This window comes from Bradyrhizobium sp. CB2312 (genome assembly GCF_029714425.1).
In the GTDB taxonomy this organism is placed as follows: Bacteria; Pseudomonadota; Alphaproteobacteria; order Rhizobiales; family Xanthobacteraceae; genus Bradyrhizobium.
In genome coordinates, this window is record NZ_CP121668.1 from 6,284,611 (window position 1) to 6,307,798 (window position 23,188).

At 64.0% G+C, this 23,188-nt stretch carries 25 protein-coding genes and 1 pseudogene; 5 read left to right on the forward strand and 21 right to left on the reverse strand.

Features of this window, described 5'->3' with window-relative positions:
- Entirely contained in the window at positions 1–771 is a 771-nt protein-coding gene (locus tag QA642_RS30840) for an enoyl-CoA hydratase/isomerase family protein (protein WP_283080214.1), read from the reverse strand.
- Between the two features lie 186 nt (positions 772–957).
- On the opposite strand from QA642_RS30840, the gene QA642_RS30845 reads away from it, so the two are divergent.
- Positions 958–1,935, forward strand: coding sequence for a tripartite tricarboxylate transporter substrate binding protein (locus QA642_RS30845; protein ID WP_283080215.1), 978 nt, complete (start codon positions 958–960; stop codon positions 1,933–1,935).
- A gap of 22 nt (positions 1,936–1,957) precedes the next feature.
- Here QA642_RS30845 and QA642_RS30850 read toward each other — a convergent pair whose 3' ends face one another.
- Positions 1,958–2,632 carry a TetR/AcrR family transcriptional regulator gene (locus tag QA642_RS30850; protein ID WP_283080216.1) on the reverse strand — a complete coding sequence of 225 codons (675 nt, stop codon included), beginning with the start codon at positions 2,630–2,632 and terminating at the stop codon, positions 1,958–1,960.
- A gap of 104 nt (positions 2,633–2,736) precedes the next feature.
- Between QA642_RS30850 and QA642_RS30855 the strand changes: the two genes are divergently transcribed.
- The gene (locus QA642_RS30855; protein WP_283080217.1) at positions 2,737–3,648 is read left to right on the forward strand and encodes an SMP-30/gluconolactonase/LRE family protein; all 912 of its coding nucleotides are present in this window, start codon (positions 2,737–2,739) and stop codon (positions 3,646–3,648) included.
- Here QA642_RS30855 and QA642_RS30860 read toward each other — a convergent pair.
- Complete coding sequence (locus QA642_RS30860) at positions 3,629–4,546, reverse strand: LysR family transcriptional regulator (RefSeq protein ID WP_283080218.1); 918 nt, start codon at positions 4,544–4,546, stop codon at positions 3,629–3,631. The two genes, QA642_RS30855 and QA642_RS30860, sit on opposite strands and share 20 nt — an antisense overlap.
- Before the next feature lie 145 nt (positions 4,547–4,691).
- On the opposite strand from QA642_RS30860, the gene QA642_RS30865 reads away from it, so the two are divergent.
- The 3 genes from QA642_RS30865 (at position 4,692) to QA642_RS30875 (ending at position 6,881) form a co-directional block, all read left to right on the forward strand.
- Positions 4,692–5,774 carry an LLM class flavin-dependent oxidoreductase gene (locus QA642_RS30865; RefSeq protein WP_283080219.1) on the forward strand — a complete coding sequence of 361 codons (1,083 nt, stop codon included), beginning with the start codon at positions 4,692–4,694 and terminating at the stop codon, positions 5,772–5,774.
- 47 nt (positions 5,775–5,821) lie between these two features.
- A complete protein-coding gene (locus QA642_RS30870; RefSeq protein WP_283080220.1) occupies positions 5,822–6,325 on the forward strand; it encodes a flavin reductase family protein in 504 nt (167 codons plus the stop codon).
- A 67-nt stretch (positions 6,326–6,392) separates the two neighbouring features.
- Positions 6,393–6,881, forward strand: a complete 489-nt coding sequence (locus QA642_RS30875; RefSeq protein WP_283080221.1) for a hypothetical protein — start codon at positions 6,393–6,395, stop codon at positions 6,879–6,881.
- A 165-nt stretch (positions 6,882–7,046) separates the two neighbouring features.
- Here the strand turns inward: QA642_RS30875 and dhaK are convergent, their stop codons facing one another.
- The 18 genes and pseudogenes from dhaK to QA642_RS30965 form a co-directional block, all read right to left on the reverse strand.
- Positions 7,047–8,036 carry a dihydroxyacetone kinase subunit DhaK gene (dhaK, locus tag QA642_RS30880; RefSeq protein ID WP_283080222.1) on the reverse strand — a complete coding sequence of 330 codons (990 nt, stop codon included), beginning with the start codon at positions 8,034–8,036 and terminating at the stop codon, positions 7,047–7,049.
- 40 nt (positions 8,037–8,076) lie between these two features.
- Positions 8,077–8,508, reverse strand: a complete 432-nt coding sequence (locus QA642_RS30885; RefSeq protein WP_283080223.1) for a hypothetical protein — start codon at positions 8,506–8,508, stop codon at positions 8,077–8,079.
- Positions 8,505–10,103 carry a phosphoenolpyruvate--protein phosphotransferase gene (ptsP, locus tag QA642_RS30890; RefSeq protein WP_342731304.1) on the reverse strand — a complete coding sequence of 533 codons (1,599 nt, stop codon included), beginning with the start codon at positions 10,101–10,103 and terminating at the stop codon, positions 8,505–8,507. Before ptsP ends, QA642_RS30885 begins: the two co-directional genes overlap by 4 nt.
- A 4-nt stretch (positions 10,104–10,107) precedes the next feature.
- Positions 10,108–10,422 (reverse strand): HPr family phosphocarrier protein, encoded by a 315-nt coding sequence (locus tag QA642_RS30895; protein WP_283080225.1) that lies wholly within the window; start codon positions 10,420–10,422, stop codon positions 10,108–10,110.
- Positions 10,415–10,801 carry a dihydroxyacetone kinase phosphoryl donor subunit DhaM gene (dhaM, locus tag QA642_RS30900; protein ID WP_283080226.1) on the reverse strand — a complete coding sequence of 129 codons (387 nt, stop codon included), beginning with the start codon at positions 10,799–10,801 and terminating at the stop codon, positions 10,415–10,417. Before dhaM ends, QA642_RS30895 begins: the two co-directional genes overlap by 8 nt.
- Positions 10,798–11,412: a dihydroxyacetone kinase subunit DhaL gene (gene dhaL / locus QA642_RS30905; RefSeq protein WP_283080227.1), complete on the reverse strand. Its 615-nt coding sequence runs from the start codon at positions 11,410–11,412 to the stop codon at positions 10,798–10,800. The genes dhaM and dhaL overlap by 4 nt, the downstream gene beginning before the upstream one ends.
- Complete coding sequence (locus QA642_RS30910) at positions 11,409–12,416, reverse strand: ABC transporter ATP-binding protein (protein WP_283080228.1); 1,008 nt, start codon at positions 12,414–12,416, stop codon at positions 11,409–11,411. Before QA642_RS30910 ends, dhaL begins: the two co-directional genes overlap by 4 nt.
- Complete coding sequence (locus tag QA642_RS30915; protein ID WP_283080229.1) at positions 12,409–13,506, reverse strand: ABC transporter ATP-binding protein; 1,098 nt, start codon at positions 13,504–13,506, stop codon at positions 12,409–12,411. The genes QA642_RS30910 and QA642_RS30915 overlap by 8 nt, the downstream gene beginning before the upstream one ends.
- A gap of 6 nt (positions 13,507–13,512) precedes the next feature.
- Positions 13,513–13,725: a hypothetical protein gene (locus tag QA642_RS30920; RefSeq protein WP_283080230.1), complete on the reverse strand. Its 213-nt coding sequence runs from the start codon at positions 13,723–13,725 to the stop codon at positions 13,513–13,515.
- A complete protein-coding gene (locus QA642_RS30925; protein WP_283080231.1) occupies positions 13,722–14,675 on the reverse strand; it encodes a carbohydrate ABC transporter permease in 954 nt (317 codons plus the stop codon). The genes QA642_RS30920 and QA642_RS30925 overlap by 4 nt, the downstream gene beginning before the upstream one ends.
- Entirely contained in the window at positions 14,672–15,631 is a 960-nt protein-coding gene (locus tag QA642_RS30930) for a sugar ABC transporter permease (protein WP_283080232.1), read from the reverse strand. Before QA642_RS30930 ends, QA642_RS30925 begins: the two co-directional genes overlap by 4 nt.
- A gap of 101 nt (positions 15,632–15,732) precedes the next feature.
- The gene (locus QA642_RS30935) at positions 15,733–17,079 is read right to left on the reverse strand and encodes an extracellular solute-binding protein (RefSeq protein ID WP_283080233.1); all 1,347 of its coding nucleotides are present in this window, start codon (positions 17,077–17,079) and stop codon (positions 15,733–15,735) included.
- Between the two features lie 619 nt (positions 17,080–17,698).
- A pseudogene (locus QA642_RS30940) lies at positions 17,699–18,175 on the reverse strand (flavin reductase); the annotation flags it as partial.
- An 8-nt stretch (positions 18,176–18,183) separates the two neighbouring features.
- The gene (locus QA642_RS30945; protein WP_283080234.1) at positions 18,184–19,437 is read right to left on the reverse strand and encodes a Zn-dependent hydrolase; all 1,254 of its coding nucleotides are present in this window, start codon (positions 19,435–19,437) and stop codon (positions 18,184–18,186) included.
- A gap of 3 nt (positions 19,438–19,440) precedes the next feature.
- The gene (locus tag QA642_RS30950; RefSeq protein ID WP_283080235.1) at positions 19,441–20,322 is read right to left on the reverse strand and encodes an alpha/beta hydrolase; all 882 of its coding nucleotides are present in this window, start codon (positions 20,320–20,322) and stop codon (positions 19,441–19,443) included.
- A gap of 11 nt (positions 20,323–20,333) precedes the next feature.
- Positions 20,334–21,479 (reverse strand): pyridoxal phosphate-dependent aminotransferase, encoded by a 1,146-nt coding sequence (locus QA642_RS30955; RefSeq protein ID WP_283080236.1) that lies wholly within the window; start codon positions 21,477–21,479, stop codon positions 20,334–20,336.
- 7 nt (positions 21,480–21,486) lie between these two features.
- Positions 21,487–22,266 (reverse strand): SDR family oxidoreductase, encoded by a 780-nt coding sequence (locus QA642_RS30960; protein WP_283080237.1) that lies wholly within the window; start codon positions 22,264–22,266, stop codon positions 21,487–21,489.
- A 67-nt stretch (positions 22,267–22,333) separates the two neighbouring features.
- On the reverse strand, positions 22,334–22,972 hold the full coding sequence (locus tag QA642_RS30965) for a GntR family transcriptional regulator (RefSeq protein ID WP_283080238.1): 639 nt from the start codon (positions 22,970–22,972) through the stop codon (positions 22,334–22,336).
- Positions 22,973–23,188 lie beyond the last annotated feature (216 nt).

Here is a 23,188-nt window from a genome sequence, read left to right on the forward strand (position 1 = left end):
TCAGCGCCCCTTGAACACCGGCGCGCGCTTCTCGAGGAACGCCATGCGCGCCTCCTTGGCGTCCTCGGTCTTGGACAGGGCCATGGTGATGTTCTGCTCGAAGCGATAGGCATCGCGCGGCGGCATCAGCTCGACCATGTTCGCCGCGTTCTTGGCGTATTCCATCGCGATCGGGCTCTTCGAGGCGATCTCGCGTGCAAGCTTCATCGCCTCCGGAATCAGGTTTTCCTTGGTCGTGCAGGCCTCGATGATGCCAAGGCGGTAGAGCTCGGCAGCCGGCACGCGATAGCCGGTGAAGAACATCCGGCGCATCAGCGAGCGACCGAATATCGTGTTCAGCATCGCGGCACCGCCGGCGAGACCGACATTGATCTCGGGCATGCCGAAGACGGCCTCCTCGCAGGCGTAGAAGATGTCGCAGGAGGCCATCAGGCCGACACCCGCGCCGAGCGCAACGCCGTTGATCGCCGCGATGACGGGCTTGGCACATTCACGGATGCAATTGCCGGTCTCGCGCGTGATCCGGTTGTGACTGTGAAACGCGCCGATCTTCGCCGGATCCGGGCGATCCTTCAGATCCGCGCCGCTGCAGAACACCTTGCCGGCGCCGGTCAGGATCGCGACCCTGACGTCCTGGCGCTCGGAAATCTCGTCGAACACCGCCACGATGCGGTCGCGCATGGCGCGATCGAGCGCGTTCACCGGAGGACGGTTCAGCGTCACCAGCGCGATGTTGTCGGACACTTCTAGGGTGACGATATCTCCTGACATGGGCTTCCTCCTGGCTTCTGTTCGTCTTGCTTGGGTCGCATCGCGATGCCTGACCGATCGGTCAGCTTTTCGTGCTGATAACACCAACCGCAGTTGCTTGCAATATCCTCTCGCGTCCCTATTGACCGACCGATCGGTCAGCCGCTAGCTTCACAGCAAGCAAGAACGACCTTGAGGAGGATTTCCGTGCCCAGGATCAGCCGACGCCAGGCGACAGCTCTGATCGCCGGCGCCCTCGCCGCGCCGCTCGGCGCGCCCGCAATCGTCAGGGCGCGTGCGTCGCAAATTTTCATCATCGTGCCCTATGCGCCCGGCGGTTCGATCGACAGCCTGATGCGCTCGATCGCAAAGGCGATGGCGGAAAACCTGGACCAGCCGGTTCTGGTCGACAACAAGCCCGGCGCCAACGGCATCGTCGGATCGCAATATGTGGCGCGCGCGCCGAAGGACGGATCCGTCCTGCTCGCCGGCGGCACGGGACCGATTTCGCTGAACGTCCTGCTACGCAAGAACCTGCCCTACAAGCTCGAGGACTTCGCCTCCGTCGCCATGCTCTGCAACGGACCGCTGTCGCTGACCGTGAATGCGCGCACGCCAGCCACCGACGTCAAGAGCTTCGTCGCCTACGCCAAGGGCCGCGACAAGCCGCTGTTCTACGCGACGCTAGGCCCGGGCAGCGTCACGCATCTGTTCGGGATCATGATGGGCAAGTCGATGGGATTTTCCGTCACCGAGGTTGCCTATCGCAACAATCCGGCCTCCATCATGGAGACGCTGTCGGGAGAGTGCGATCTCAATTTCGCAACGCCCGCCGCCGTCATCGAGCACGCTCGGGCCGGTCAGCTTCGCATCCTCGCGGTGTCCTCGGAAAAGCGCATGGCGAGCTTTCCCGAGATACCGACGCTGGCCGAATCCGGCCATCCCGACCTCACGGCCTCGTTCTGGACCGCGCTGCACGCGCCCGCCGGCACGCCGCGCGACGTCATCGCGCGGTTGAACGCGGCCGCGAACGCCGCAATGCAGAAGCCGGAGATCGCAAAGCAGCTCGATACCGACGGCCTGATGGTCGACACCGGCGCGCCGGAACGGCTCGACGCCCAACTGACCAAGGATGCCGCGCTCTGGGGACCGGTGATCAAGGCGCAGAACATCGTTCTGGAATGAGGCGCGGGCAGCCGCCCGCCGATCAGCGCGATTTGCGCCGGCCAGCCTTGGGCGGCTCCGCCGTCGGAAGTTCGACAAGCTCGCCACTGCGCAGGCCGTTGAAGATCATGTCGAAGAAGGCGTCGGCGATCTGCTCGGGGGTCGCGGACTTGTTGGGATTGTACCAGCGATGCATCCAGTTGAGCGAGGACAGGATCAGCCGGCCGGTCATGGGAACATCGACCTTGCGAATCTCGCCGGCATCGATGGCTTCCTGGATCAGGCCGCGCAGAAAATTCTCGAAGCGGTCGCGGCGCGTCAGCCGTTCCTTGTGCCGCTGGCGATCGGGATCGTTCCAGAAGGCGGTCGTCGAGGCGATCCAGGCCCAGCGGTAGCGGCGGAAATATTCCGCCGTGGCGACCATGAAAGCGCGGATTTTTTGCGACGGCGGCCCGTCGGGAATCCGGTCCCGCACGAACAGATAGAGCTCGAGCGTCGAGCCGACCGCGACGCGCGCGTAGATCTCGTCCTTGTTGGAGAAGTGATGATAGAGCAGCGACTTGGAGATGCCGCAGGCAAGCGCGATGTCGCGCATCGAGGTTCCCTCGAATCCCTTGCTGGCGAACAGCCGTCCGGCCTCGGCGAGGATCTGCAGCACGCGGTCCGACGCCTCGGCCTGGTTCGCAACGCCATCCTTCATCGTTGACAGTTCAGTCATGAACTCCGCAATCCATTCGTCAGCCAGCGAGTCTTTAGAATGAAACTAGGTTTTCACCGACCGATCGGTCAAGCCCGGCGATTCCCGTGCGAGGAACCATGAGCATGGCACGGATCACGCGCGTCGGCACGACCAGGAACCAGCTCGGCGAGAGCCCGGTGTGGGACGAGCGCAGGCAGCGCCTGTTCTGGATCGACTCCCGCGCCGGACTGATCCACACGCTCGATCCCGTCACAGGTGCGGCCGACGAACTCAGCGTGCCCGCGCCAATCGGCTCATTGGCATTGCGAGGCGACGGTCGTGCGGTGCTGGCGCTGCGCCATGGATTTGCGCACCTTGATTTCGGCACGCGCGCGCTGACCGAAGGTCCCTCGATCGGGCTCGACCACACCAAGGTGCGGCTGAACGACGGCAAGGCCGATCCTCATGGACGCTTCCTGGCAGGCACGATGCATAGCGAGCGCGCCCCGGACGAGGCGCCGCTGGGCGGTCTCTATCGCCTGGACGCATCAGGCGCGCTGCAGCTGCTGGACACCGATCTCGCCGTCAGCAACGGACCGTGCTTCAGCCCGGACGGCCGGACCTTCTACCTCGCCGACAGCGCCAGGCGGATCATCTGGGCCTATGACTACAGTCGGGACGACCCGCTCGCGAACAAGCGCGTCTTCGTCGACACCGAGGCGCAAGGGTCGGGCTGCGACGGTGCAACCGTCGATGCGGAAGGCTGCCTCTGGTCGGTGCTGGTGCGCATCGGCAAGATCGCGCGGTTCGCACCTGACGGAACGATGGTGCGGACGATCGACATGCCGGTCCGTCATCCGACCAGCGTGGCCTTCGGCGGAGCCGAGCTCGACATTCTCTACGTGACGTCGATCTCGCGCAGCCACGCGCTCGGTGACGATCACCCCGATGCCGGCGGGCTGTTCGCGGTCGAAGGCCTCGGCGTCCGCGGCCTGCCGGCGCACAGGTTTGGTCCGTACGGAACCGACGCTTCCGCTACTGCGCCGATCTCTTGATCTGCTTCGGCACGTTCTCCACCATGTAGTCCACGAACACCCTGATCTTCTCCGGCAGATAGCTGCTCTGGAGAAACGTCGCATAAATCCCTTCGTCGAAGGTGGAATTCGTCACCCGGAAGCCGGGCAACAGACGGACCAGGCGCCTGCTCTTCAATTCCTCCGCCACCGTGTAGTCATCGAGCAGCGCGATACCGTGCCCGGTGACGGCGAGATCGCACAGCACCACGCCGTTGTTGCTGCTGAGCGACGACGGCACGACGATCTCGCGCAAATTGTTCCTGCGCATGAACTTCCACACCACATCATCCGGGCCCATCCAATAGGTCAGGCAATGATGGCGAGTGATGTCCTCCGGTTCGCGCAACTTCGGCATCCGGCCGACATAGTCCGGTGAGGCCACGAGGATCCGCTCGCTTCGCAGCAGCCTTCGCTGCATGAGGCCCGGGTCTTTCGCCGCCTGGATCTGGAAGTCGACGTCGAATTCATCTTCGCGAAGCTGAGGACGCCGCTCGGACAGACGCAGCTCCACCTTCAGCTCCGGATAGAGCTTTTGAAATCCCGGGATCAGGGGCGAGAGCACCTTGATGCCGAACAGCGTCCGCGAGTGCACGCGCAGCGTTCCGCGCGGCGCGGTCTGGAGCGAGAGCGCCGCAGCCTCGGCATCCTCGATGCCGTGCAGCACCTGCTCGGTGCGCTGGAAGAAAATCTTGCCGGCATCGGTCAAGCCGAGATGGCGCGTGCTCCGGTTCAAAAGCTGCACGCCGAGCTGTGCCTCGAGCTCGCCGATGTAGCGCGACACCGACGCCGGCGAGAGCCCGACGCGGCGCCCGGCCGCGGAAAAGCTGCCTTCGCGGACGGCGCTGACGAACAATTCCATGGCCTGGAGGCGATTCATCGATCTTTTCAGATTTTGCAAAGGACATGCTCAGATTACGCCAATTGTTCGAAAAAGCTCAAGGCCATAGACTCATGAGAACGCGTCGCAAGAGCGACCGCGGCGGATCGCAAACGCGACCGCGATAGGGTGGAGGAAGCAACCGATGGAATTCGGCGTATTCATTCTGGCGCAGCAGCGCGGCTATCATCAGACCTCGCAGCAGGTGATCAACAACGCCGTCGAGCAGACCGTCGCCGCCGAGCAGGCCGGCTTCGACACGGCCTGGTATGCCGAGCACCATTTCAACAATTACAGCCTGTGTCCTTCGCCGCTGATGATGGTCGCGCATTGCGCCGGCCTGACCAAGCGGATCCGGCTCGGATCGGCCGTCTGCGTGCTGCCGCTGTACAACCCGGCGCGACTGCTTGGCGAGATCGGCTTTACCGACATTGTCTCGAACGGGCGCCTCGATCTCGGCATCGGCTCGGGCTACCAGAAGTTCGAGTTCGACCGCTTTGGCGTCGACCTTGACCAGTCGCACGCGCTGTTCGCCGAATTCTACGGTGTGCTCCACGCCGGCATGCGAGAGCGCATCTTCTCCTATTCCGGCGAGCATCTGAAGATGCCGCCGACTGCGATCGCGGTGCGCACGGTGCAGAAACCGATGCCGCCGATCTGGGTCACGTCCGGCCACGGCGAGACGCTCGGCCGCGCCATTCGCGACAATCATAACCTGTTCGTAACCGCGCTCTTGAACGGCCTCGACGCGATCAAGGCCCTGCGCGAACGCCTCGAGGGGATCGCAGCCAAGGAAGGTCGGTCCATCGACGATACGCATTTCGGCTTCCTGCGCTGTGCCTATGCCAGCGACAATGACAGCGAGATCCAGTCGTATCTCGATAACGCCCGCTTCCAGCGCCGGCTGTCCGAAAGCCTGAAGTTCCGGCGCGCCCAGAGCGATGACGGCTACCTGATCAAGGAAGAAGCCGGGCCGAACGACATGAGCCTGGAGACGATGCGGAGCAATCTGCCCGTCGGCAGCGTCAACCAGGTGATCGACCGCATGCTGGAGGAAATCAGCATCCTCAAGCCGACCCACATCGCGCTGCAGACTCAGCTCGGCGATTTCGATCAGCGCACGATGCTGCGCCAGATCGAACTGTGGGGCAGCAGGATCATCCCCGCGATCCGGAAAGAACTGAAATCCGGCCGCGGCAAGGTCGCAAGCGAAGCGGTCTCGGCTTAGCCCACCCGGCGAGGAGCGAGGTTCCGAGGTACGTCATGGGATGCCAGATGTCTCAACTGACCGATTTCCGCTCAGTCGATGCCGCGGCGTTTCGGCTAGCCATGCGCAATCTCGCAAGCGGCATCGCGATCGTAGCAACGGGATCGGAGAGCGCACGGCGTGGATTGACGGTCAGCTCCGTCACCTCGCTGTGCATGGATCCGCCCTGTCTCCTCGTCGGAGTCAATTCGAGCTCCGAAACGCATGCCGCTATCCTCGCCAACGGCCGCTTTGGAGTCAGCCTGCTCGGCCGGGGACAGGAGGATCTGGCACTTCGTTTCGCTGGCGGAGCGAAGGGCATGGACCGCTTCGCGACGGCACCATGGCAGCAAGGCGTCCTCGATGTGCCGATGCTCGAACCCGCGCTCGGCGGATTGGAGTGCGTACTGCATCATCACCAAATGGTCGGTACACACGGTCTCTTCATCGGCAGAATCGTGGCCACCCGCGGCGGCAACGGTGATCCTCTGGTCAACTTCCAGGGAGCGCTGCGCGCGCTGCCTCAGGCCTAGGTGAGGCTTTAGCGCCTAAACTGACATCATCACCACACCGGCCGGATGCGTACGAGGGAGCGGCACTATGATCATCGAATGCCTGGACGGCGACACTGTCAGGCTGACTGAGCCGTTTGACTTCTGCAGGTTCAAGCTGATCCTGCATGCCGAGGCGCGACCCGAAACGCAGCGCTGGAACGGGATCACACTTCTTGACGATCGCGATGCGCTCGTCTCGATCGATCTGGTCCCTACCCTGCCGGGCCGTCCTGACGATGCGAACTGGGATCAACGCTACGCAGAGATGGTGACCAAAGCCCGGGAGCATGGCTGGATCGACACCGAGCGACACGCGATCCGGGCTCACGTTAAACGAATACCTTGGCCGCCACGGCCGGCGCTTGTGCGCGTTCTCGGACCGACCAACGCGATCGCCTTGGTTCGTACTCCCCAACCCGTTCAGTACTCAAACGCCGGCATCGCACCAAAGAACGACGGCCCAACTTGCCGACGACAGATTTCTCTTGATCCACCGGTGGACACGTCGTGCACACGCCGCCTTCTAACTGATTGAAACGCTTGAACGCTTGCTCCAATCACGGATGCGCCGGCGAACGCAGGCTGCGCCAGCAATAGCGTCGCTGCGGCCATCGCGATCATGCCGAGAGCGAAAGTCCCGAACATCTGCACCTCAGGCGTATCGCTTTGTCGTTCATTGTCGATTCTGCGTTCCCGTCCATCAGATGCCCCAGCGTAGCGCGGCGGTATGCACCGGTGCATCCCACAATTCCTTTGACTGGTTGTCCAGCACGGAGACGGTGATCGAAGCACCAGCCATGTCGAGGGACGTCACGTAGGAACCGGTCAGGAAACGCGTGGTCGAGATCCCCGCTCCGTCCAGAATGCGCTTGGCGCTGTTGGCCATCAGATAGAGCTCGATCAGCGGCGTCGCGCCAAACCCGTTGATCAGAAGAAGCACTTCACTGCCCTTGCTCGGCGCGAGATCGCCCAAAATCGCGTTGAGCATCTCGGCGGCAATCGCATCGGCAGAGCCCAGCGGCACCCTGCGGCGTCCCGGCTCGCCATGAATGCCGACACCCATTTCCATTTCGTTGTCGGCCAGGGTGAAATTAGGCCGCCCCGCCGCCGGAACGGTGCACGGCAGCAGCGCCACGCCCATCGAGCGGGTGCGCCTGTTGACGCCATCGCCGAGCGTCTTGAGCGCGGCGAGCGGCATGCCCTGTTCGGCCGCAGCGCCGACCATCTTCTCCACGATCAACGTGCCCGCGACACCACGACGACCAGTGGTGTAGGTCGACTTCTCGACCGCGACGTCGTCGTTGGTTACGACGCTCGCGACTTCGCGCCCGGCCATCTCGGCGGCCATGGTGAAGTTCATCACATCGCCTTCGTAATTCTTGACGATGAAGAGCACGCCTGCTCCGGTATCGACGGCCTCCGCCGCCTCGATCATCTGATCCGGCGTCGGTGAGGTGAAGACCTGGCCCGGACAGGCGGCATCGAGCATGCCATGGCCGACGAAGCCGGCATGGAGCGGCTCATGGCCGGAGCCGCCGCCCGAGATCAGCGCGACCTTGCCCGGCTTCAGACTGCGGCGGCGCACGAATTTCCGCTCGGCGCCGAGCAGCAGAATATCGGCATGTGCAGCCGCCAATCCGTCGAGACTCTCTTCGAGCACCGTGTCGGCGCTGTTGATCAGCTTTTTCATCGCGTCCTCCCGGTTGTCACTTTTTTTCGTTTCGAATTGGTCAGCCGATGCTTTCGGCGTAGCGCGCGAGCTGGGCAGCGAAGTCGACGATGAGCTGCTCCAGCGCGCGATTTTTCTTGTCGTCGCCGAGATCGGGCACGGTCACAGTCACAACGCGCGTGCGCGCCTCGCGGTGGGCGCCGCGCAGCCGCCCCGGATGCGCGCGCCCATAGGCTTCGAGGAAAGCCGCACGCTCGGCACCTGCGAGATGGCAGACCTCGAAGATAATCGGGACATGCTTGGCCGGGATCGGCACCAGATAGGCCGGATTGGTGATCTGGCTGACGAATGACCGGTTCTTGCCGAGCGCCGCCGCAAGCTTCAACCGCGTCCCGGATGGCCGGTTGTCGAGCGCCCGTCGCAGGATGAGCTTGTAATCCGCAACATTGCTGTCGCCCGGCCGGCTTGTGTCTTCGTCTGCGTCGTCACTCATGCGGTCACCCTGGCAATGGCGGCCTTGAGCCGCGCCACCGCAATCGGCGAGACCGAGAGACTCGTCAAGCCTGTCGCCAGAAGCGCCTTCGTCAGGCGCGTGTCCGCCGCGGCATCGCCGCAGAGCGAGACCTCGACACCGCGCTTGCGCCCGGCCTCGACCGCCCGCGCGATCAGCGCCAGCACCGCCGGATGGCCGGCATCGTTGAGGTCGGCAACAGCGCCGATATCGCGTGCCGCAGCCATTGTGTATTGTGTCAGGTCGTTCGACCCGATGGAATAGAACGCCGCGCCGAAATCCTCGGCGCACAGCGCTGCGGCCGGGATCTCGACCATGATGCCGAGCGGCGGCCGGGCACAAGCGATGCCCTCTGCGCTGAGGGCCGCAAATTCGACGTCCAGCATAGCATTGGCCCGGTCGAGCTCCGAAGGGATAGCGACCATCGGCAGCATCACCTTCAGCGCCCCATGCACGGCCGCCCGGCACAGCGCCCGCAACTGCACGCGAAACACCTCCGGCCGCGCCAGCGAGAGCCGGATCCCGCGCACGCCCAGGAATGGATTGCGCTCACCATCGACCGTCACGCCGGGGATTGGCTTGTCGCCGCCAGCATCGAGGGTGCGGATCGTCACCGGCCGTCCTGCGGCCCACTCGAGGATGCGACGGTAGACGGCGTATTGCGCGTCCTCGCCGGGCAGGCCCCGCGATCCCTCGAACAGAAACTCGGTGCGCACGAGGCCGATGCCGTCGCAGATTGCGGGATCGAGACCCGCGAGCTCTTCGGGTGCGGCGACATTGAGAAGGACGGCGATGCGCCTTCCATCAGCCGTCAGCGCCGGCTTGAGGCGGCCCGCATCGGCAGCGATCTGTGCGGCACGCGCCGCCGCCATGCGCTGCTCGAACAGGCGGCGCGTTTCCGGCTTGGGATCGAAGATCACGCTGCCGGTATCGCCGTCGACCAGAGCCAATGAGGGCGGCTGTCCGTTCCACGGTAATGGACCCAGTCCAACCACCATGGGGGCGCCGCGCGATCGCGCGAGCATTGCGACATGCGACGATGGCGATCCACTAGCGAGCGCAATGGCACCGCCGCGGGTCCAGTCGACGGCGAGAAACGTCGACGGCGAAATATCGTCACCCGTGACGACGGAATCTCCGGAGATTGTTGCGATCGCGTTTGCGCCGTTCAGCCCGGCGAGCACTCGATCGCGAATGTCGACCAGATCGGCGGCTCGGGCGCGGAAATACTCCTCATCCGCCGCGCGATAGCCGGCGATCTCCGCGTCGAGTGCTGCGCGCCAGGCCTCATCGGCGGCCGTACCGCCCGCAATGGCTTCGTAGGCTCCCTCGGCAAGCGCATCGTCGCCGAGCATCGCGACCTGGAACTCCAGGATCTCCGCGGCCTCGCCGTGAACCGTCGCGATCAGGTCGGCGAGCTCCACCGCGGCCCCCTCGATCGCCGCCTTCAGCGCTGCCGCCTCCTGCGCCGAATCGCCCTTCGTCGCCCTGCTGGCGACTTTGGTCGTCAGCACAGCGACCGGGCCGATGGCGAGGCCTGGCGAAGCGGGATGGCCGGTGAGTTGGATCTCGCCCACGATTCTACGCCTCGCCGAAACCGTCATGCACGAGCGCCAGCATGGCCGCGAGCGCCGCCTCGCCATCAGGACCATTGACGCGGAAATGCAGCGTTGCGCCTTGCGGCGCTTTCACACGCATCACCTTCACCGGACTCTTGGCGTCGGTCCAGGGCCCCTCGGCTGCAAGCGCAATTTCGATCTTGGCGACAAAGCCTTTCGCGCACTGCGTGAGCTTCACTGACGGCCGCGCGTGCAGGCCGACCGGATTGACGAGGACCGCCGAGGCGGTCAGCGGCACAAACGTCTGGGCCGCCCGGTTGGCGTTGGCATCATGCATAGAATTCCTCCGCACTGCGCTTGACGGCGGCAAGCGATGAGCCGCCCGAAGATTCGGTCGCAGCGATCACGGCCCCTTCGACCACCGGGGCATTACAGACGAGCACGCGCGCGCGCCGGTCTTCCGGGAGCATCTCGACCGCCATCTCTGAATTAGTCTCGGCACCGCCGAGATCGACGAGGATCGCAACACCCGCCGGTGACCAGGCCATCTCGATCGCCTCGAGGATTCCCGCAACATTCGTACCTAGGCCGCCATCGACATCGCCACCGGTCCAGGCCAGCGGCACTGCGTCCCCGACCATCTGGCGCACCATGTCGGCCGCGCCTTCCGCGATCTTCGGCGAATGCGACACGATGACTATTCCGACGTTGCTCATGTTCTGACCTCGAGCTCCAGTGTCTCAACTGCTGCGCCGATCAGAAGGGACGCCGAGCGCGAGCCCGGGTCCATATGACCGATGGAACGTTCGCCAAGGAACGATGCGCGGCCGCGGATGGCCTGCATGGGCGTGGTGCGATCGGCCGCTTGCACAGCCTCGGCCGCGATTGCCTTGGCATCACCGCCTCCCGCGAGAACCGCGTGCACCGGCACCAGGACATCCAGCAGCGTCTTCTGTCCTGCCTCCGAACGGCCGCGTGCCTTGACGGCCTCGATGGCCTTCTCCGTCGCAGCGACCAGATCGGCCCGGCTCGGCTGCTCCGGAAGGGCCTTGCCCAGTTCCATGAAGAAAGTTCCGACCAGCGGCCCCGACGCACCGCCGACCTTCATGACCAATGTCATTCCGATCGCCTTCAGCATTTCGGGGAGCGACTTGTCAGCAAGGCCCGGCAATGCGGCGAGCACAGCTTCGAAACCTCGTTTCATGTTCAGCCCGTGATCCCCATCACCAATCGCCTGGTCGAGGCTCGTCAACTCGTCCGCATGCTCGATTACAGACGCTGCCAGCGCTCGCACCAATCTTTCCCTGGCTACGCGATCAAGGCTCATGCCGCTACCCTCCAGCCCTTCGCATCGAAAAACAGCGGCTTATTCAAACGGAGCGACACGACGTCTCCGGCCCCAAAACCCGCCTCGGGATCTGCCAGGGTCACAACCGGCCGGCCCGCGAGATCGAGATGAAGGTGGCTCTGGTCGCCGAGGTGCTCGACCCGCTTGACGGTTGCCGATATGTCGCCGCCGCCGCGAGCAATCGTCAGATGCTCGGTCCGCGCGCCAATCGTCTCGACGCCGACGGGCGCCCCCGCGAACAGCGTCGCCGGCAGCAGATTGATCGTCGGCTGGCCCAGCCTCGCCGCGACATGCGCGTTGATCGGGTTCTCGTAGATCTCCCGCGGCGTGCCGATCTGCATCAGCCGCCCGCCTTCGATCACGCCAATGCGCGACGCCATGGTCATTGCCTCGGTCTGATCGTGGGTGACATAGAGGATCGTCGCGCCGAGATCGACCTGGATCCGCTTAAGCTCGAGGCGGAGCTCGCCGCGAAGCTTGGCATCCAGCGAGGACAGCGGCTCGTCCATCAGATAGATCGAGGGTGAGCGGACCAGCGCCCGGCCGATCGCGACGCGCTGCATCTGCCCGCCTGACAGCTGCGTCGCCTTGTTGTCCAGCTTGGTCTCGATATGAAGCAGGCGCGCCACCTCCCGCACCTTCGCGTGGATATCGGCTTCGGGCACGCGGCGGGTCGGCGCACGCAACGCGAAGGCCATGTTCTCGAACACGGTGAGGTGCGGATACAGCGAATATTGCTGGAAGACAAACGCAACATCGCGATCCGCCGGCGCATCGCCGGTCACGCTGCGCCCGTCGATGCGGATCGAGCCAGAATCCGGCTGTTCCAATCCGGCGATCAAGCGCAATGCGGTGGTCTTGCCGGCGCCGGTCGGCCCGAGCAATGCCACGAACTCACCGTCGCCGACGGTCAGCGATAGATCACTCAAGGCTTGAGTCTTTCCGAAGGCCTTGGAGACGGCATTGATCTCGACCTCAGCCATGCGCGCCTCCTTCATGCAGCGCGGTGCGAATTGCCCGGCCCGATGCCTTGTCGAAGATCGACAGCGTATCGGGCCGGAAATCGAGCCCGACGGTCTCGCCGGTCCGAAACGATCTGCTGCTGGGTGAGCGGGCCTTGAGCGCACCGTAATGCGTCGTCACGGTCACGATCTGCGTCGTGCCCAGATATTCCGTGCCATAGACTTCGCCGCGCACCATGCCACGATCGGTAAAACGCACATGCTCGGGCCGTACCCCGAGCACGAGCTCGCTTTCCGCCATCGCCTCGCGCGCGGCGGGAATTGCAACGTCACGCTCGCCGAGCCGGATCGCCTCCGCGCCGGTCTGCAGGCCGCCGCGGAACGGCAGGAAGTTCATGGGCGGCGATCCGATGAAGTCGGCGACGAACAGCGACGCCGGCCGGTCATAGATGTCGCGCGGGCTCGCCACCTGCTCGACGACGCCGTTGTTCATCACCGCGATCCTGTCGGCCATCGCCATGGCCTCGAGCTGGTCATGGGTGACATAGACAGTCGTCGCGCCCAGCCGGTCGTGCAGGGCCCGCAATTCATGAATCATGGCGTCCCGCATCTCGGTATCGAGCGCGCCGAGCGGCTCGTCCATCAGAAAACACTTTGGCTTGCGCACGATCGCCCGCCCCAGCGCGACACGCTGCCGGTCGCCGCCGGCAAGGCCGGAGACGGAGCGGTCGAGAAGGTGCGAGATCCGCAGGATGCGCGCAGCCTCGACGACCCGCCGATCACGCTCGGCCGCGCCGATGCCCTCGCATTTCAGGGGAAAGCCGATGTTACGCCGGACATTCATGTGCGGATAGAGCGCGAAGAGCTGGAACACGAAGGCAATGTCGCGCGCCGATGCGCGGTTCATCGTCACGTCCTCGCCATCGAGCCGGATCGTGCCCGCCGTCGGCAGCTCCAGGCCGGCGATCATGCGGAGCGTCGTGGTCTTGCCGCAGCCGGACGGTCCGAGCAAGCAAAGGAACTGGCCGTCCTCCACCGTGAAGCTGGCGGACCTGACCGCATGAAAGCTACCAAAGGATTTGTCGAGCGCCTCGACCTTGATCTGTGCCATCGCGCGCTACTCCCGCACTTTGGACACGATGGTGAACATCACCGTGCCGAACAGGGTCGTCGCAAACGACCAGGAGTACAGTGTCAGAGACAATGGCTGCATCAGCATCACGACGCCGGCGGCGATGATCGTCGTCGCGACGGCTTCGAGCGGGCCGCGGCGCAGAAGACGGTCCGCAACACCGCGACGCGCAATGGATGGGATGGCATCGATGTTCATTTGCGGACAGCTCCAAAAGTGATGCCGCGCAGCAGATGCTTACGAAGCAAGACCGTGAACACCACGATCGGCACCAGAAACAGAGTCGTGCCGGCGGCCACTGCGGGCCAGTCTTGCCCCCCCTCGCCGATGATGATCGGAATGAACGGCGGCGCCGTCTGTGCGTTACCCGAGGTGAGAAGCACCGCGAAAGCGTATTCGTTCCAGGCGAAGATCAGGCAGAAGATTGCGGTCGCCGCGATTCCCGTGGTGGCCTGCGGCAGCACCACCTTCACGAACGCCTGGAAGCGGGTGTATCCGTCGATCATCGCGGCCTCCTCGTACTCACGCGGGATTTCGTCGATGAAACCCTTGAGCAGCCAGACCGCCAGCGAGACATTGACCGAGGTGTAGAGCAGGATCATCCCGAGCCTGGTGTCCGACAAGCCGACGGTGCGGTACATCAGATAGATCGGGATCGCGACCGCGATCGGCGGCATCATCCGGGTCGACAGGATGAAGAACAGCAGGTCATCTTTCAGCGGCACGCGGAACCGGGAGAAGCCGTAGGCCGAGAGGGTACCCAAAGCAACGGCGAGCACAGTCGAACCAAACGCAATGATCAACGAATTGACGAAGCGCGGCACATAGTTCGAGGGACCGGCAACGACCATGTTGCGGCTGCGCGCGATGTCATCGCACAGCCCTTGCGGCGGCCCCAGCGATCGGATGAATTCCGGTGTCTGGCGCGAGCGGGTCGTGAACAGGTTGCAGAAGCCTTCGAGCGACGGCTTGAACATCACCTTCGGCGGATAGGAGATCGCATCGTCAGGCGACTTGAATGCGGTGAGCATGATCCAGACCAGCGGGATCATGGTGATGATCGCGTAGAGCACGACGAGCGAGCCGGCAAAGCGCCGCGTCGTGGCCGACGGCTCGACGACTGAATGGGCCGTGGTGGCTGATGTCATCGGCTTTTCACCTTGTTCAGCGCCTTCACATAGATGTTGGCGAGTCCGAAGACCGTCACGAACAGTATGATCGCGAAGGCCGAGGAATAGCCGGTGCGCCAGCTCTCGAACGCCGCCCGCTTGAGCGTGATCGAGGCGACTTCCGTGGTCGATCCCGGCCCGCCGCCGGTGAGCAGATTGACCATGTCGAACATCTTGAAATTCTCGATGCCGCGGAAGAGCACGGCCAGCATGATGAACGGCAGCGCCATCGGCAGCGTGATCGACCAGAACTGCCGCCACTTCGACGCGCGGTCGACCTCGGCCGCCTCGTAGATGTAATCGGGGATCGAACGCAGGCCGGCGAGACAAATCAGCATCACATACGGCGTCCACATCCACGCATCGACGATGACGATGGCCCAGGGGCTCAGCGTGACGTCGCCCAGCATCTGGAAGGAGGAGGCTGCGCGTCCGGTGAAGAAGGCGACGACGTAATTGAACAGGCCGATCTGGGGCTGGTACAGAAACGTCCAGAAATTGCCGACGACGGCCGGCGAGAGCATCATCGGCAGCAGGATGATCGTTGTCCACATGCCGTGGCCGCGGAATTTCTTGTCGATGAGGTAGGCCAGGCCAAATCCGAGGACGGTCTCGATCACCACGGTCCAGATCACGAAATGCGCGGTCACCTGCATCGCCGCCCAGATGTCAGGATCGGTCAGGATCGACTGGTACCAGTCAGCGCCCAGCCAGATCGTCGGCACGTTGGCCCTGTTCGCGCGGTAGTTCGTGAACGACAGATAGATCGTCCAGATCAGCGGGAAGATATTGATCGCCAGCAGCAGCACGATCGTCGGCGTGATGAAGAGCCAGGCGAGCGTCCTGTCCGACAGGCCCCGGATACGGCGCGCCACGCCTGGCCGGACCATGACGGCCCGATAGGTGATCCGCGAAGAGGCACTCAATTCGTTCATTGCGTGAACCGATCCAGGCACCCGGCGTCGATACTGCGACGAATTCCGGTCATCTCGAAGGAAACCCGGAGCGCGAGCGCACGCGCTCCGGGCAGCTCGCATCAGAACTTCTTGCCTTCTTCCTTGAAGATCGCCTTCCAGTCCTTCACCAGACCGTCGAGCGCTTCCTGAGCGGTGCCCTTGTCGGCAACCACATAGTCATGCACGCGCTTCTGCTCGGCTTGCAGCAACTGGGCGTAGGAGGGCTCGGCCCAGAAGTCGACGACCATTCCCATCGACTGCAGGAACTCCTTGGCGAAGGGCGCGCTGTTCGGGAAGCCCGGGTCGTTCAGCACGGACTTGGCGCAGGAATAGCCGCCGAGCGCCCACCACTTCTTCTGGACGTCGCCGCCGGAGAACCACTTGATGTATTGCAGGGCCTCGGCCTGGTTCTTGGAGTAGGAGACCACCGAGATGCCCTGTCCGCCCAGCTGCGTCGCTTGCGCTGCGGGACCGGCCGGATTGACGAAGAAGCCGATCTTGTCGCCGCCGACATTCGGATCCTTGTAGAGGCCCGGGAAAAACGCGAAGAAATTCATCTGCAGCGCGACCTGGCCGGACTTGAAGGCATCAAGCCCTTCCGACATGTAGGAGTTGGAGGCGCCGGGCGGCGTGCAGCACTTGTAGAGCTCCTTGTAGGCCTCGAGCCCCTTCACCGCGCTGGCCGAGTTCACGAACCCATCCATCGCATAGGGCTTCTTCGGATCGTCGTATTTGAAGCCGTAGTCGTAGAGGTAGTTCGAGACGCCCATGGTGATGCCTTCCGAGCCGCGCTCGGTATAGATCGAGGCGCCGTAGACCTTCTTGCCGTCGATCTCGCGGCCCTGGAAGAACTGCGCGATGTCCTTGAGCTCATCGAGCGTCTTCGGCACGCCGATCTCGCGGCCGTACTTGGCCTTGAAGTCCTTCTGCACGTCCGGCCGCGCGAACCAGTCCTTGCGATAGGTCCAGCCCACCGCATCGCCCATTGCCGGCAGCGCCCAGTAGTTCGGTGTGTTCTTCGGCCACTCGGAATAGCCGACCACCGTGGCCGGCATGTAGTCGTCCATGCTGATTCCTTCCTTCTTGAAGAAATCGTTGAGCTTGACGTACTGGCCGTTCTCCGCAGCGCCGCCGATCCATTGTGAATCGCCGATGATGAGGTCGCACAGCGAGCCGTGCGAATTGAGTTCGTTCAGGAATCGATCGGCGTAATTGGTCCACGGCACGAATTCGAACTTCATACCGATACCCGATTTGGCGGTGAAGCCCTTCGACAATTCGACCAGCGCGTTGGCGGGATCCCATGCGGCCCAGCACAACGTGATGGTCTTGCCTTGCGCCTGCGCAGGCGTGGTGCCCGCTCCGACGCCGAACGCGGCGCCAACAGCCCCGCATGCCACTACAAGCGTCTTCATCGTTCGTTTCATTGCACGTTCCCTCCGAGTGGGCCGGCCATCGACATGGCGCGGCTTTCCTACCCGCTCGAATGCTTCGAGCAGAGCGACACAGTCCATGACGAGCTGAACAACTAAACTGGCGTTTCCTCGCGCCACCCGGATTCTATAGGCCCGGTAGGCTCGATTTGTTTAGTAATGCACGGTTTACTAAACATTGCAAGTGCAGTTTGGCTGGTCGTCCGCTCGGCCGATTGCAATTTTCTCGTCACGAGCTGATCGCTGTTGCGGACAAGGCGGAGCGTCGACGGAGCACGGGCGATCACCAGGTCCAGGTGATGATGGTGAGCATGATTGCTTTAGATGAATGGCATCAACCAGTGAGCAACGTGCTGGAGCAAGCGCTTGACTTGGGTGTGGCTGCGCTACGCCCACTGTTGCGTAGCCGCCGGCAAGCTCGGCGGCACAGGACACCGATGTGATGTACTTCGCGAGCAGCGAGAGAGGGCGCCGGAGATTGTAGCCACCGCTCCCGCATCGATGTTGGTGCAAACTTCGCTGAGATATCTACAGCGGGCAACGGCTGGCGATAGCCGCCGGCGGATCGGCCAAGAGCGGATTCGGGTCCAGCCTCGGCCGGATTGATCACCCCGATCGTGTGGTAGGCGCGGCCGAAATAGATCAGATTGTCGGCGCAGCCAGATCTTTGCAGCGCGACGACCCGGCAGAACAGCACATCGTGCGTGCCGACATTGACGACGTCCGCAATCCGGCAGTCGAACGCCGCGGCGCAGTCGGCCAGCACGGGCGCGCCGGTTGCGAGTGTCGACCACGCCGCAGCGGCAAAGCGTTCCTCCGCGGGCACCTTGCCGCCGAACAGGCGGGATAGTCGCTCGTGACGCGCCGAGAGCACGTTAACGCATACCACCTTATTGCGGGTCACGCTGTCATAGGCGGAGGAGCCGCGGTTGATGCAGACCAGAAGCGTCGGCGGATCGTCAGTGACGCTGCAGATCGCAGATGCGGTGAACCCGGCGCGGCCCGCAGCCCCGTCGGTCGCGACGATGGTGACGGCCGCGCCGAGACAGGCCATCGCGTCGCGGTACTCCCGAGGAGCCACATCTTGCATCGGTGTCCTCACGCCTCGATGGCAGGCGCGAAGGCGAGTTCGCGCAGCACCTGTGCCAGCACGGCGGTACCGGCCGCGACATGATCGGGTTCAGCCCATTCATGCTCCACATGGCTCGCGCCGTTGCGGCACGGGATGAAGATCATCGCAGCCGGGCAGACCTTGGCCAGATGACGGGCATCGTGACCCGCGGCAGAAAGGATCGCCATGGCGGAATGCCCCCGCTCCCGCGCAGCCTTCGCGATGCTCGCGCGCAGGCGCGGATCGAAGACGTTCGACGGCGCATCCACGAGCGGCGTCACCGTAACCGAGCACGGCGGGGCCTTCTCCTGGCATAGAGTTTTGATGCGCGCAGCCGCCGCATCGAGCACGACATTGTCAGGATGGCGCAGATCGATGCTGAAGCTGACGCGCGACGGCACCACGGACGGCGCGTTAGGCACGACGGCGACCCGGCCAATGGTGAACTTGATGTCGGCATCGATGGCGCCGATCTCGGCATGAAGTGCGCTCGCGACCTCCGCAAAGGCCGCGAGCGCATCGCGCCGTTCCTGCTGCGCCAGCGTGCCGGCATGGCCCTCGGCACCCTCGACCACCACCTGAAAGGTCTTCTTGCCCTGGATGCCGGTGACGACACCGATGGTGCAGCCGGCCGCTTCCAGCAGCGGTCCCTGCTCGATGTGCAGTTCGAGATAGGCCCCGGCGGCAAAGCCGAGGGGCCTGTGCGGGATATCGGGGAAAGCCTGGTGGAGGCCGTCGAGCGCCTCGCCGACGCTGATGCCATCCGCGTCGCGCGCGGCGCGGATCGCGTCCATGCCCCGCTCGCCGGTAAAGGCCTCCGAGCCCATCATGCCCGGCGCAAAGCGCGAGCCCTCCTCGTTCATCCAGGCGACGACGACGACGTCGCGCACGGGCGTCTCGCCTTTCCCGGCCAACGAGACCACCGCCTCCAAGGCCGCCATCACACCGGCCGCGCCGTCGAACTTGCCGCCGGTCGGCTGGCTGTCGAGATGACTGCCGAGCAGCAGCGGCGGCGCGGCGCGATCGCGGCCCGCCAGCGTCAGGAACAAATTTCCCGCAGCGTCCGTCGACGGCGTCAGTCTTGCTTCCAGCGCCCAGCCGATGACACGGCGCCAGGCGGCGATCTCACCGTCGCTCAGCGCCTGGCGGTTGACACCACCGGCCGGCGTCGCACCGATCTCGGCGAGCGACATCAAGCGAGTCCAGAGCCGGTCGGCGTTGATCAGAGGCTCGCTCGTCATCGACTACTTCGTGCGCATGATCTGGCCCGGCAGCGCGCGCGGATCGCGCGGCAGCCAACGTCCCGCCTCGACCTGGGCGATGAACTCGGCGAGCAGCGCGTTGAACGCCGCCGGTTCTTCGAGATTGAGCGTGTGGCCGGTCTTGGGGAAGACCGAGAGGCCGCAGGCGGGAATGGTCTTCTTCAGGAAGATGCCGGGCTGGAGACAGTGGTCGTCCTCGTCACCGACCACGACCAGCGTCGGCACTATCATCTTTTTCAGGCCGTCTTCGAGATCATAGAACGACGGCCGCCGCGCCTGCACGCCGCGCATGGTGTTGGCGGCGCCGCGATCGGAATGGGTGGCGAGGCGATCGGCAAATTCCTGCCAGCCGCGCGGATCCTTGTTCTGGAACTGCACCCGGCTCGCGCCGAGCGCATAGATCTTGGAAAACTCCTTCGCGCCCTGCTTCTCGAAATTGTCGGCGACTTCGAGCGAGACGCCGCGAAAATGCCCCTCGAATTCCTTCTCGCAGCCATAGCCGGCGCCAGCCACGGTGAGCGACAGCGCGCGCTCCGGCGTGCGCAGGCCGAAATGCACCGTGCAGAAGCCCCCCATGGAAAGGCCGACGATATGCGCCTTATCGATCTTCAGTGCGTCGAGCACAGCGACCGCATCATCGGCGGCGATCGCCTGCGAATAGGCCTCTACGCTGTCGGGCACGTCCGACGGCGAATAGCCGCGCGCGGCGTAAGTGACGCAGCGATGACGCCGGCTGAAATAGCGCAGCTGCGGCTCCCAGCTGTCGTGATTGCCGCCGAATTCGTGGATGAAGAGGATCGGCGTGCCCTCGCCCGCCTCTTCCACATGGAGCTTCACGCCGTCCTTCGTCGTAATCATCGTCATCGGCATCGTCCCTAAAATTGCGGCGGCAGGTCGTTGAGCGTGCGCGCCTGCGCGACCATGTCCGGCAGTAGCGTGCAGAGCTTTTCGACCCAGGCCTGCGGCACCGAGGTGCTGATCTTCACGAAACGGTCGCCGAAGCGCTGAGTGTGATAGGTGCCCTGGCGGATCATGATGCCCTGACGGCGATAGCATTCGACCAGCGCTTCGGGGCGGATGCCGGCCGCGATCGTTTCCAGTACGAGGAAGTTGCCGTGCGAGGGCATGATCGGCAGGGCCAGCCCGTCGATTGCGGCCGCCGCCTCCTGGACCATCGCCTTGTTGGCGCGGTCGATGCTGCGGACCTTCTTCATCCACTCGGCCTTGACCGACAGCCCCGCCTGCGCCGCGCGCTGGGCGATGACGCTCGCACCGAGCACGCTGGTGGAGGTCTGCGCCAGTTCCTCGAACAGATCAGGCGCTGCGACGAGCGCGCCGATCCGAAGGCCGGCAAGCCCGAGCCATTTGGAAAAGCTGGTCGAGACCACCGAGCCTTGCGGCGCCACGTGGAGCGCCGGCGTGTGGCCGTCGGCGAAATCGCGGTAGGTGCAGTCGTGCACCAGCAGCGCGCCGCAATCGCGCGCGATCACGGCAAAGCTCTCGATCTCCTCTCTTGTATAGCGGATGCCGAGCGGATTGTTGGGATCGACGAGATAGATGATCGCAGTGCGCTCGTCCACATTCGCCTTCAAGGCTTCCGGCGTCAGGCGGTAATTGCAGGCGGGATCGTAGATGGGGATCTCGATCACCTCGGCGCCCTGCTGACGCGCGAACAGGCATGGCCATTTCCAGGTCGGATCGGTGGTGACAAGCGTGGTGCCGGGCTTGCAGCGTGCACGGCAGATCATCGCCAGTGCGTTGACACCGCCCTCGGTCACCAGCGCTTCCGCACCCGGTGTGCCGAGATCGGCGACGATCGCCTCGCGCAACGCCTCGAAGCCGAGCGGCGGGGCATAGGCGTTGAACTCGCCCGCCTCGATCGAGCGCAGCATCGCCTCGCGCACAGCGGGGTGGCTCTCGATATGGTTGGTGTTCTGGCCGAGCCAATAGAGTCCAGGCGTCGCCGAGAGCTCGTCGAAATAGCGGTTGCGGACCAGTGCAGCGGATTGAGGCTTCGACATCGACGCCTCAGATCACCGAGCCACGTGCGGCGATGCCGCCGTCGATCGTCACCACGGTGCCGGTGATGTAGCCGGACCGCGGCGACGACAGGAAGGCGACGAGATCGGCGACCTCTTCCGATGTCGCAGGTCGTTTGCCCGGATATTTGTCGAACAGCTCCTCCCACCGGCTTTCGTCGCCGAGCATGTCGATCGCCTTGCGCTTCATGATCTTGAGCATACGGTCGGTGGCAACCGGCCCCGGATTGACCGCGACGACGCGCACGCCGTGGTCGAGGCTGCGGCCGCCGAGCGCCTTGGTGAAGGACATCAGCGCGGCATTGCCGGTCGAGCCTGCGATGTAGCTTGCGTCCCAGTTCTCGCCGGAATTGCCGATGATGTTGATGATGACGCCGTCCTTGCCCTTCATGCGCGGATAATAGAGACGCGACAGCGTGATGTAGCCGAACACCTTGAGATCGAAGCCGCGCCGCCAGGCGGCGTCGTCGAGAATTTCCAGCGAGCCTGCGGGGATGTCGCCGGCATTGTTGATCAGGATGTCGATGTCGCCGACCTCGGCCGCGAGCTTCTCCATCGCAGCCGTGCTCGACAGATCCAGCGCATGGATGGTGATCTTCACACCATGACGGGCCTCGAGCTGCTTCTTGGCCTCGAGCATCGCCTCGCCGTTGCGGGCGGCGAGATGCAAATGGCAACCCTCCGCGGCGAAGAGTTCGGCCACCGCAAGTCCAATCCCTTTCGACGCGCCGGTAATCAAGGCGGTCTTCTTCGTCAGCTTCAGGTCCACTCCGGGTCTCCAGGATGCGTGCTAGATATACAATGTCTAGCAATTTGCATACCAAGAGGCCGAGAGGTCATTCGAAGGCGGCGAGGAAGTCCAAGAGGTTGTCGCCGAGCAGATTGACGTGGTCCCTCATGGCGCTGTGCGCCCGCTCGGGATCGTGGGCCAGGATCGCCTGCATGATCGCCTCATGCTCGCGGACGGTGTCGGCAATCCGGTTCGGCATGCGCGTCACCCGGCGGCGATAGGCAGCCACCTGATTGCGCAGCTTGCGGGTCTGATCGGCCAGGAAGCTGTTGCGCGAAGCCTCGTAGATCGCTTCGTGGAATTCCTGGTTGATGTCGTAGAAAACGTCTATGTCGCCAGTTTCACCCGCCGCCACAAGCCGCTGGTGAATCTCGTTAATTTCTGTGCCCCAAGCCTGAGAGACCCGCCGGGCGGCGAGCCTTGCACACAGCCCCTCCAGCTCCGCCATCACCTGAAACATCTCGATCAGCGCCTGCGCCTTGATGCTGCGGACCGTCGCGCCCTGTCGGCCGCGCAGCTCGACCAGATTGTTGGCGGCCATCAGGCGGAACGCCTCCCGCACCGGTGTGCGCGAGACGCCAAAACGCTGGGCGATCTCCTGCTCGTCGAGGCGACTACCCGGCCCGAGATGGCCTGCCGCGATCGCCCCCTCGAGCTTCTGGCGCAGGCTCTCGGCGAGCGTCATTCCGGGGCTCGCGGCAAGCGTTTCGTGCCCATTTTTCACGCGTCTGCCTCCGCCATGTGCACCAATATCCGCCACCATGTTTCTCCGATGCCAATATAGGTATACATATTGACGCTCACATCTCAACGAAACGAGCTGTTTTCTCTCGGAGATGCACGTGTCTCCGACAGATCCATCGTCCATCTCGCAAGTCTTATGCCTGATTTGCCCGGAAAT

Bases quoted from the DNA above. Each gene is read 5' to 3' on its own strand.
- QA642_RS30840 (WP_283080214.1), bottom strand. From the start codon at position 771: ATGTCAGGAGATATCGTCACCCTAGAAGTGTCCGACAACATCGCGCTG.
- QA642_RS30850 (WP_283080216.1), bottom strand. From the start codon at position 2,632: ATGACTGAACTGTCAACGATGAAGGATGGCGTTGCGAACCAGGCCGAG.
- QA642_RS30855 (WP_283080217.1), top strand. From the start codon at position 2,737: ATGGCACGGATCACGCGCGTCGGCACGACCAGGAACCAGCTCGGCGAG.
- QA642_RS30860 (WP_283080218.1), bottom strand. From the start codon at position 4,546: ATGAATCGCCTCCAGGCCATGGAATTGTTCGTCAGCGCCGTCCGCGAA.
- QA642_RS30865 (WP_283080219.1), top strand. From the start codon at position 4,692: ATGGAATTCGGCGTATTCATTCTGGCGCAGCAGCGCGGCTATCATCAG.
- QA642_RS30870 (WP_283080220.1), top strand. From the start codon at position 5,822: ATGTCTCAACTGACCGATTTCCGCTCAGTCGATGCCGCGGCGTTTCGG.
- QA642_RS30875 (WP_283080221.1), top strand. From the start codon at position 6,393: ATGATCATCGAATGCCTGGACGGCGACACTGTCAGGCTGACTGAGCCG.
- dhaK (WP_283080222.1), bottom strand. From the start codon at position 8,036: ATGAAAAAGCTGATCAACAGCGCCGACACGGTGCTCGAAGAGAGTCTC.
- QA642_RS30885 (WP_283080223.1), bottom strand. From the start codon at position 8,508: ATGAGTGACGACGCAGACGAAGACACAAGCCGGCCGGGCGACAGCAAT.
- QA642_RS30895 (WP_283080225.1), bottom strand. From the start codon at position 10,422: ATGCATGATGCCAACGCCAACCGGGCGGCCCAGACGTTTGTGCCGCTG.
- dhaM (WP_283080226.1), bottom strand. From the start codon at position 10,801: ATGAGCAACGTCGGAATAGTCATCGTGTCGCATTCGCCGAAGATCGCG.
- dhaL (WP_283080227.1), bottom strand. From the start codon at position 11,412: ATGAGCCTTGATCGCGTAGCCAGGGAAAGATTGGTGCGAGCGCTGGCA.
- QA642_RS30910 (WP_283080228.1), bottom strand. From the start codon at position 12,416: ATGGCTGAGGTCGAGATCAATGCCGTCTCCAAGGCCTTCGGAAAGACT.
- QA642_RS30915 (WP_283080229.1), bottom strand. From the start codon at position 13,506: ATGGCACAGATCAAGGTCGAGGCGCTCGACAAATCCTTTGGTAGCTTT.
- QA642_RS30920 (WP_283080230.1), bottom strand. From the start codon at position 13,725: ATGAACATCGATGCCATCCCATCCATTGCGCGTCGCGGTGTTGCGGAC.
- QA642_RS30925 (WP_283080231.1), bottom strand. From the start codon at position 14,675: ATGACATCAGCCACCACGGCCCATTCAGTCGTCGAGCCGTCGGCCACG.
- QA642_RS30930 (WP_283080232.1), bottom strand. From the start codon at position 15,631: ATGAACGAATTGAGTGCCTCTTCGCGGATCACCTATCGGGCCGTCATG.
- QA642_RS30935 (WP_283080233.1), bottom strand. From the start codon at position 17,079: ATGAAACGAACGATGAAGACGCTTGTAGTGGCATGCGGGGCTGTTGGC.
- QA642_RS30945 (WP_283080234.1), bottom strand. From the start codon at position 19,437: ATGACGAGCGAGCCTCTGATCAACGCCGACCGGCTCTGGACTCGCTTG.
- QA642_RS30950 (WP_283080235.1), bottom strand. From the start codon at position 20,322: ATGACGATGATTACGACGAAGGACGGCGTGAAGCTCCATGTGGAAGAG.
- QA642_RS30955 (WP_283080236.1), bottom strand. From the start codon at position 21,479: ATGTCGAAGCCTCAATCCGCTGCACTGGTCCGCAACCGCTATTTCGAC.
- QA642_RS30965 (WP_283080238.1), bottom strand. From the start codon at position 22,972: ATGACGCTCGCCGAGAGCCTGCGCCAGAAGCTCGAGGGGGCGATCGCG.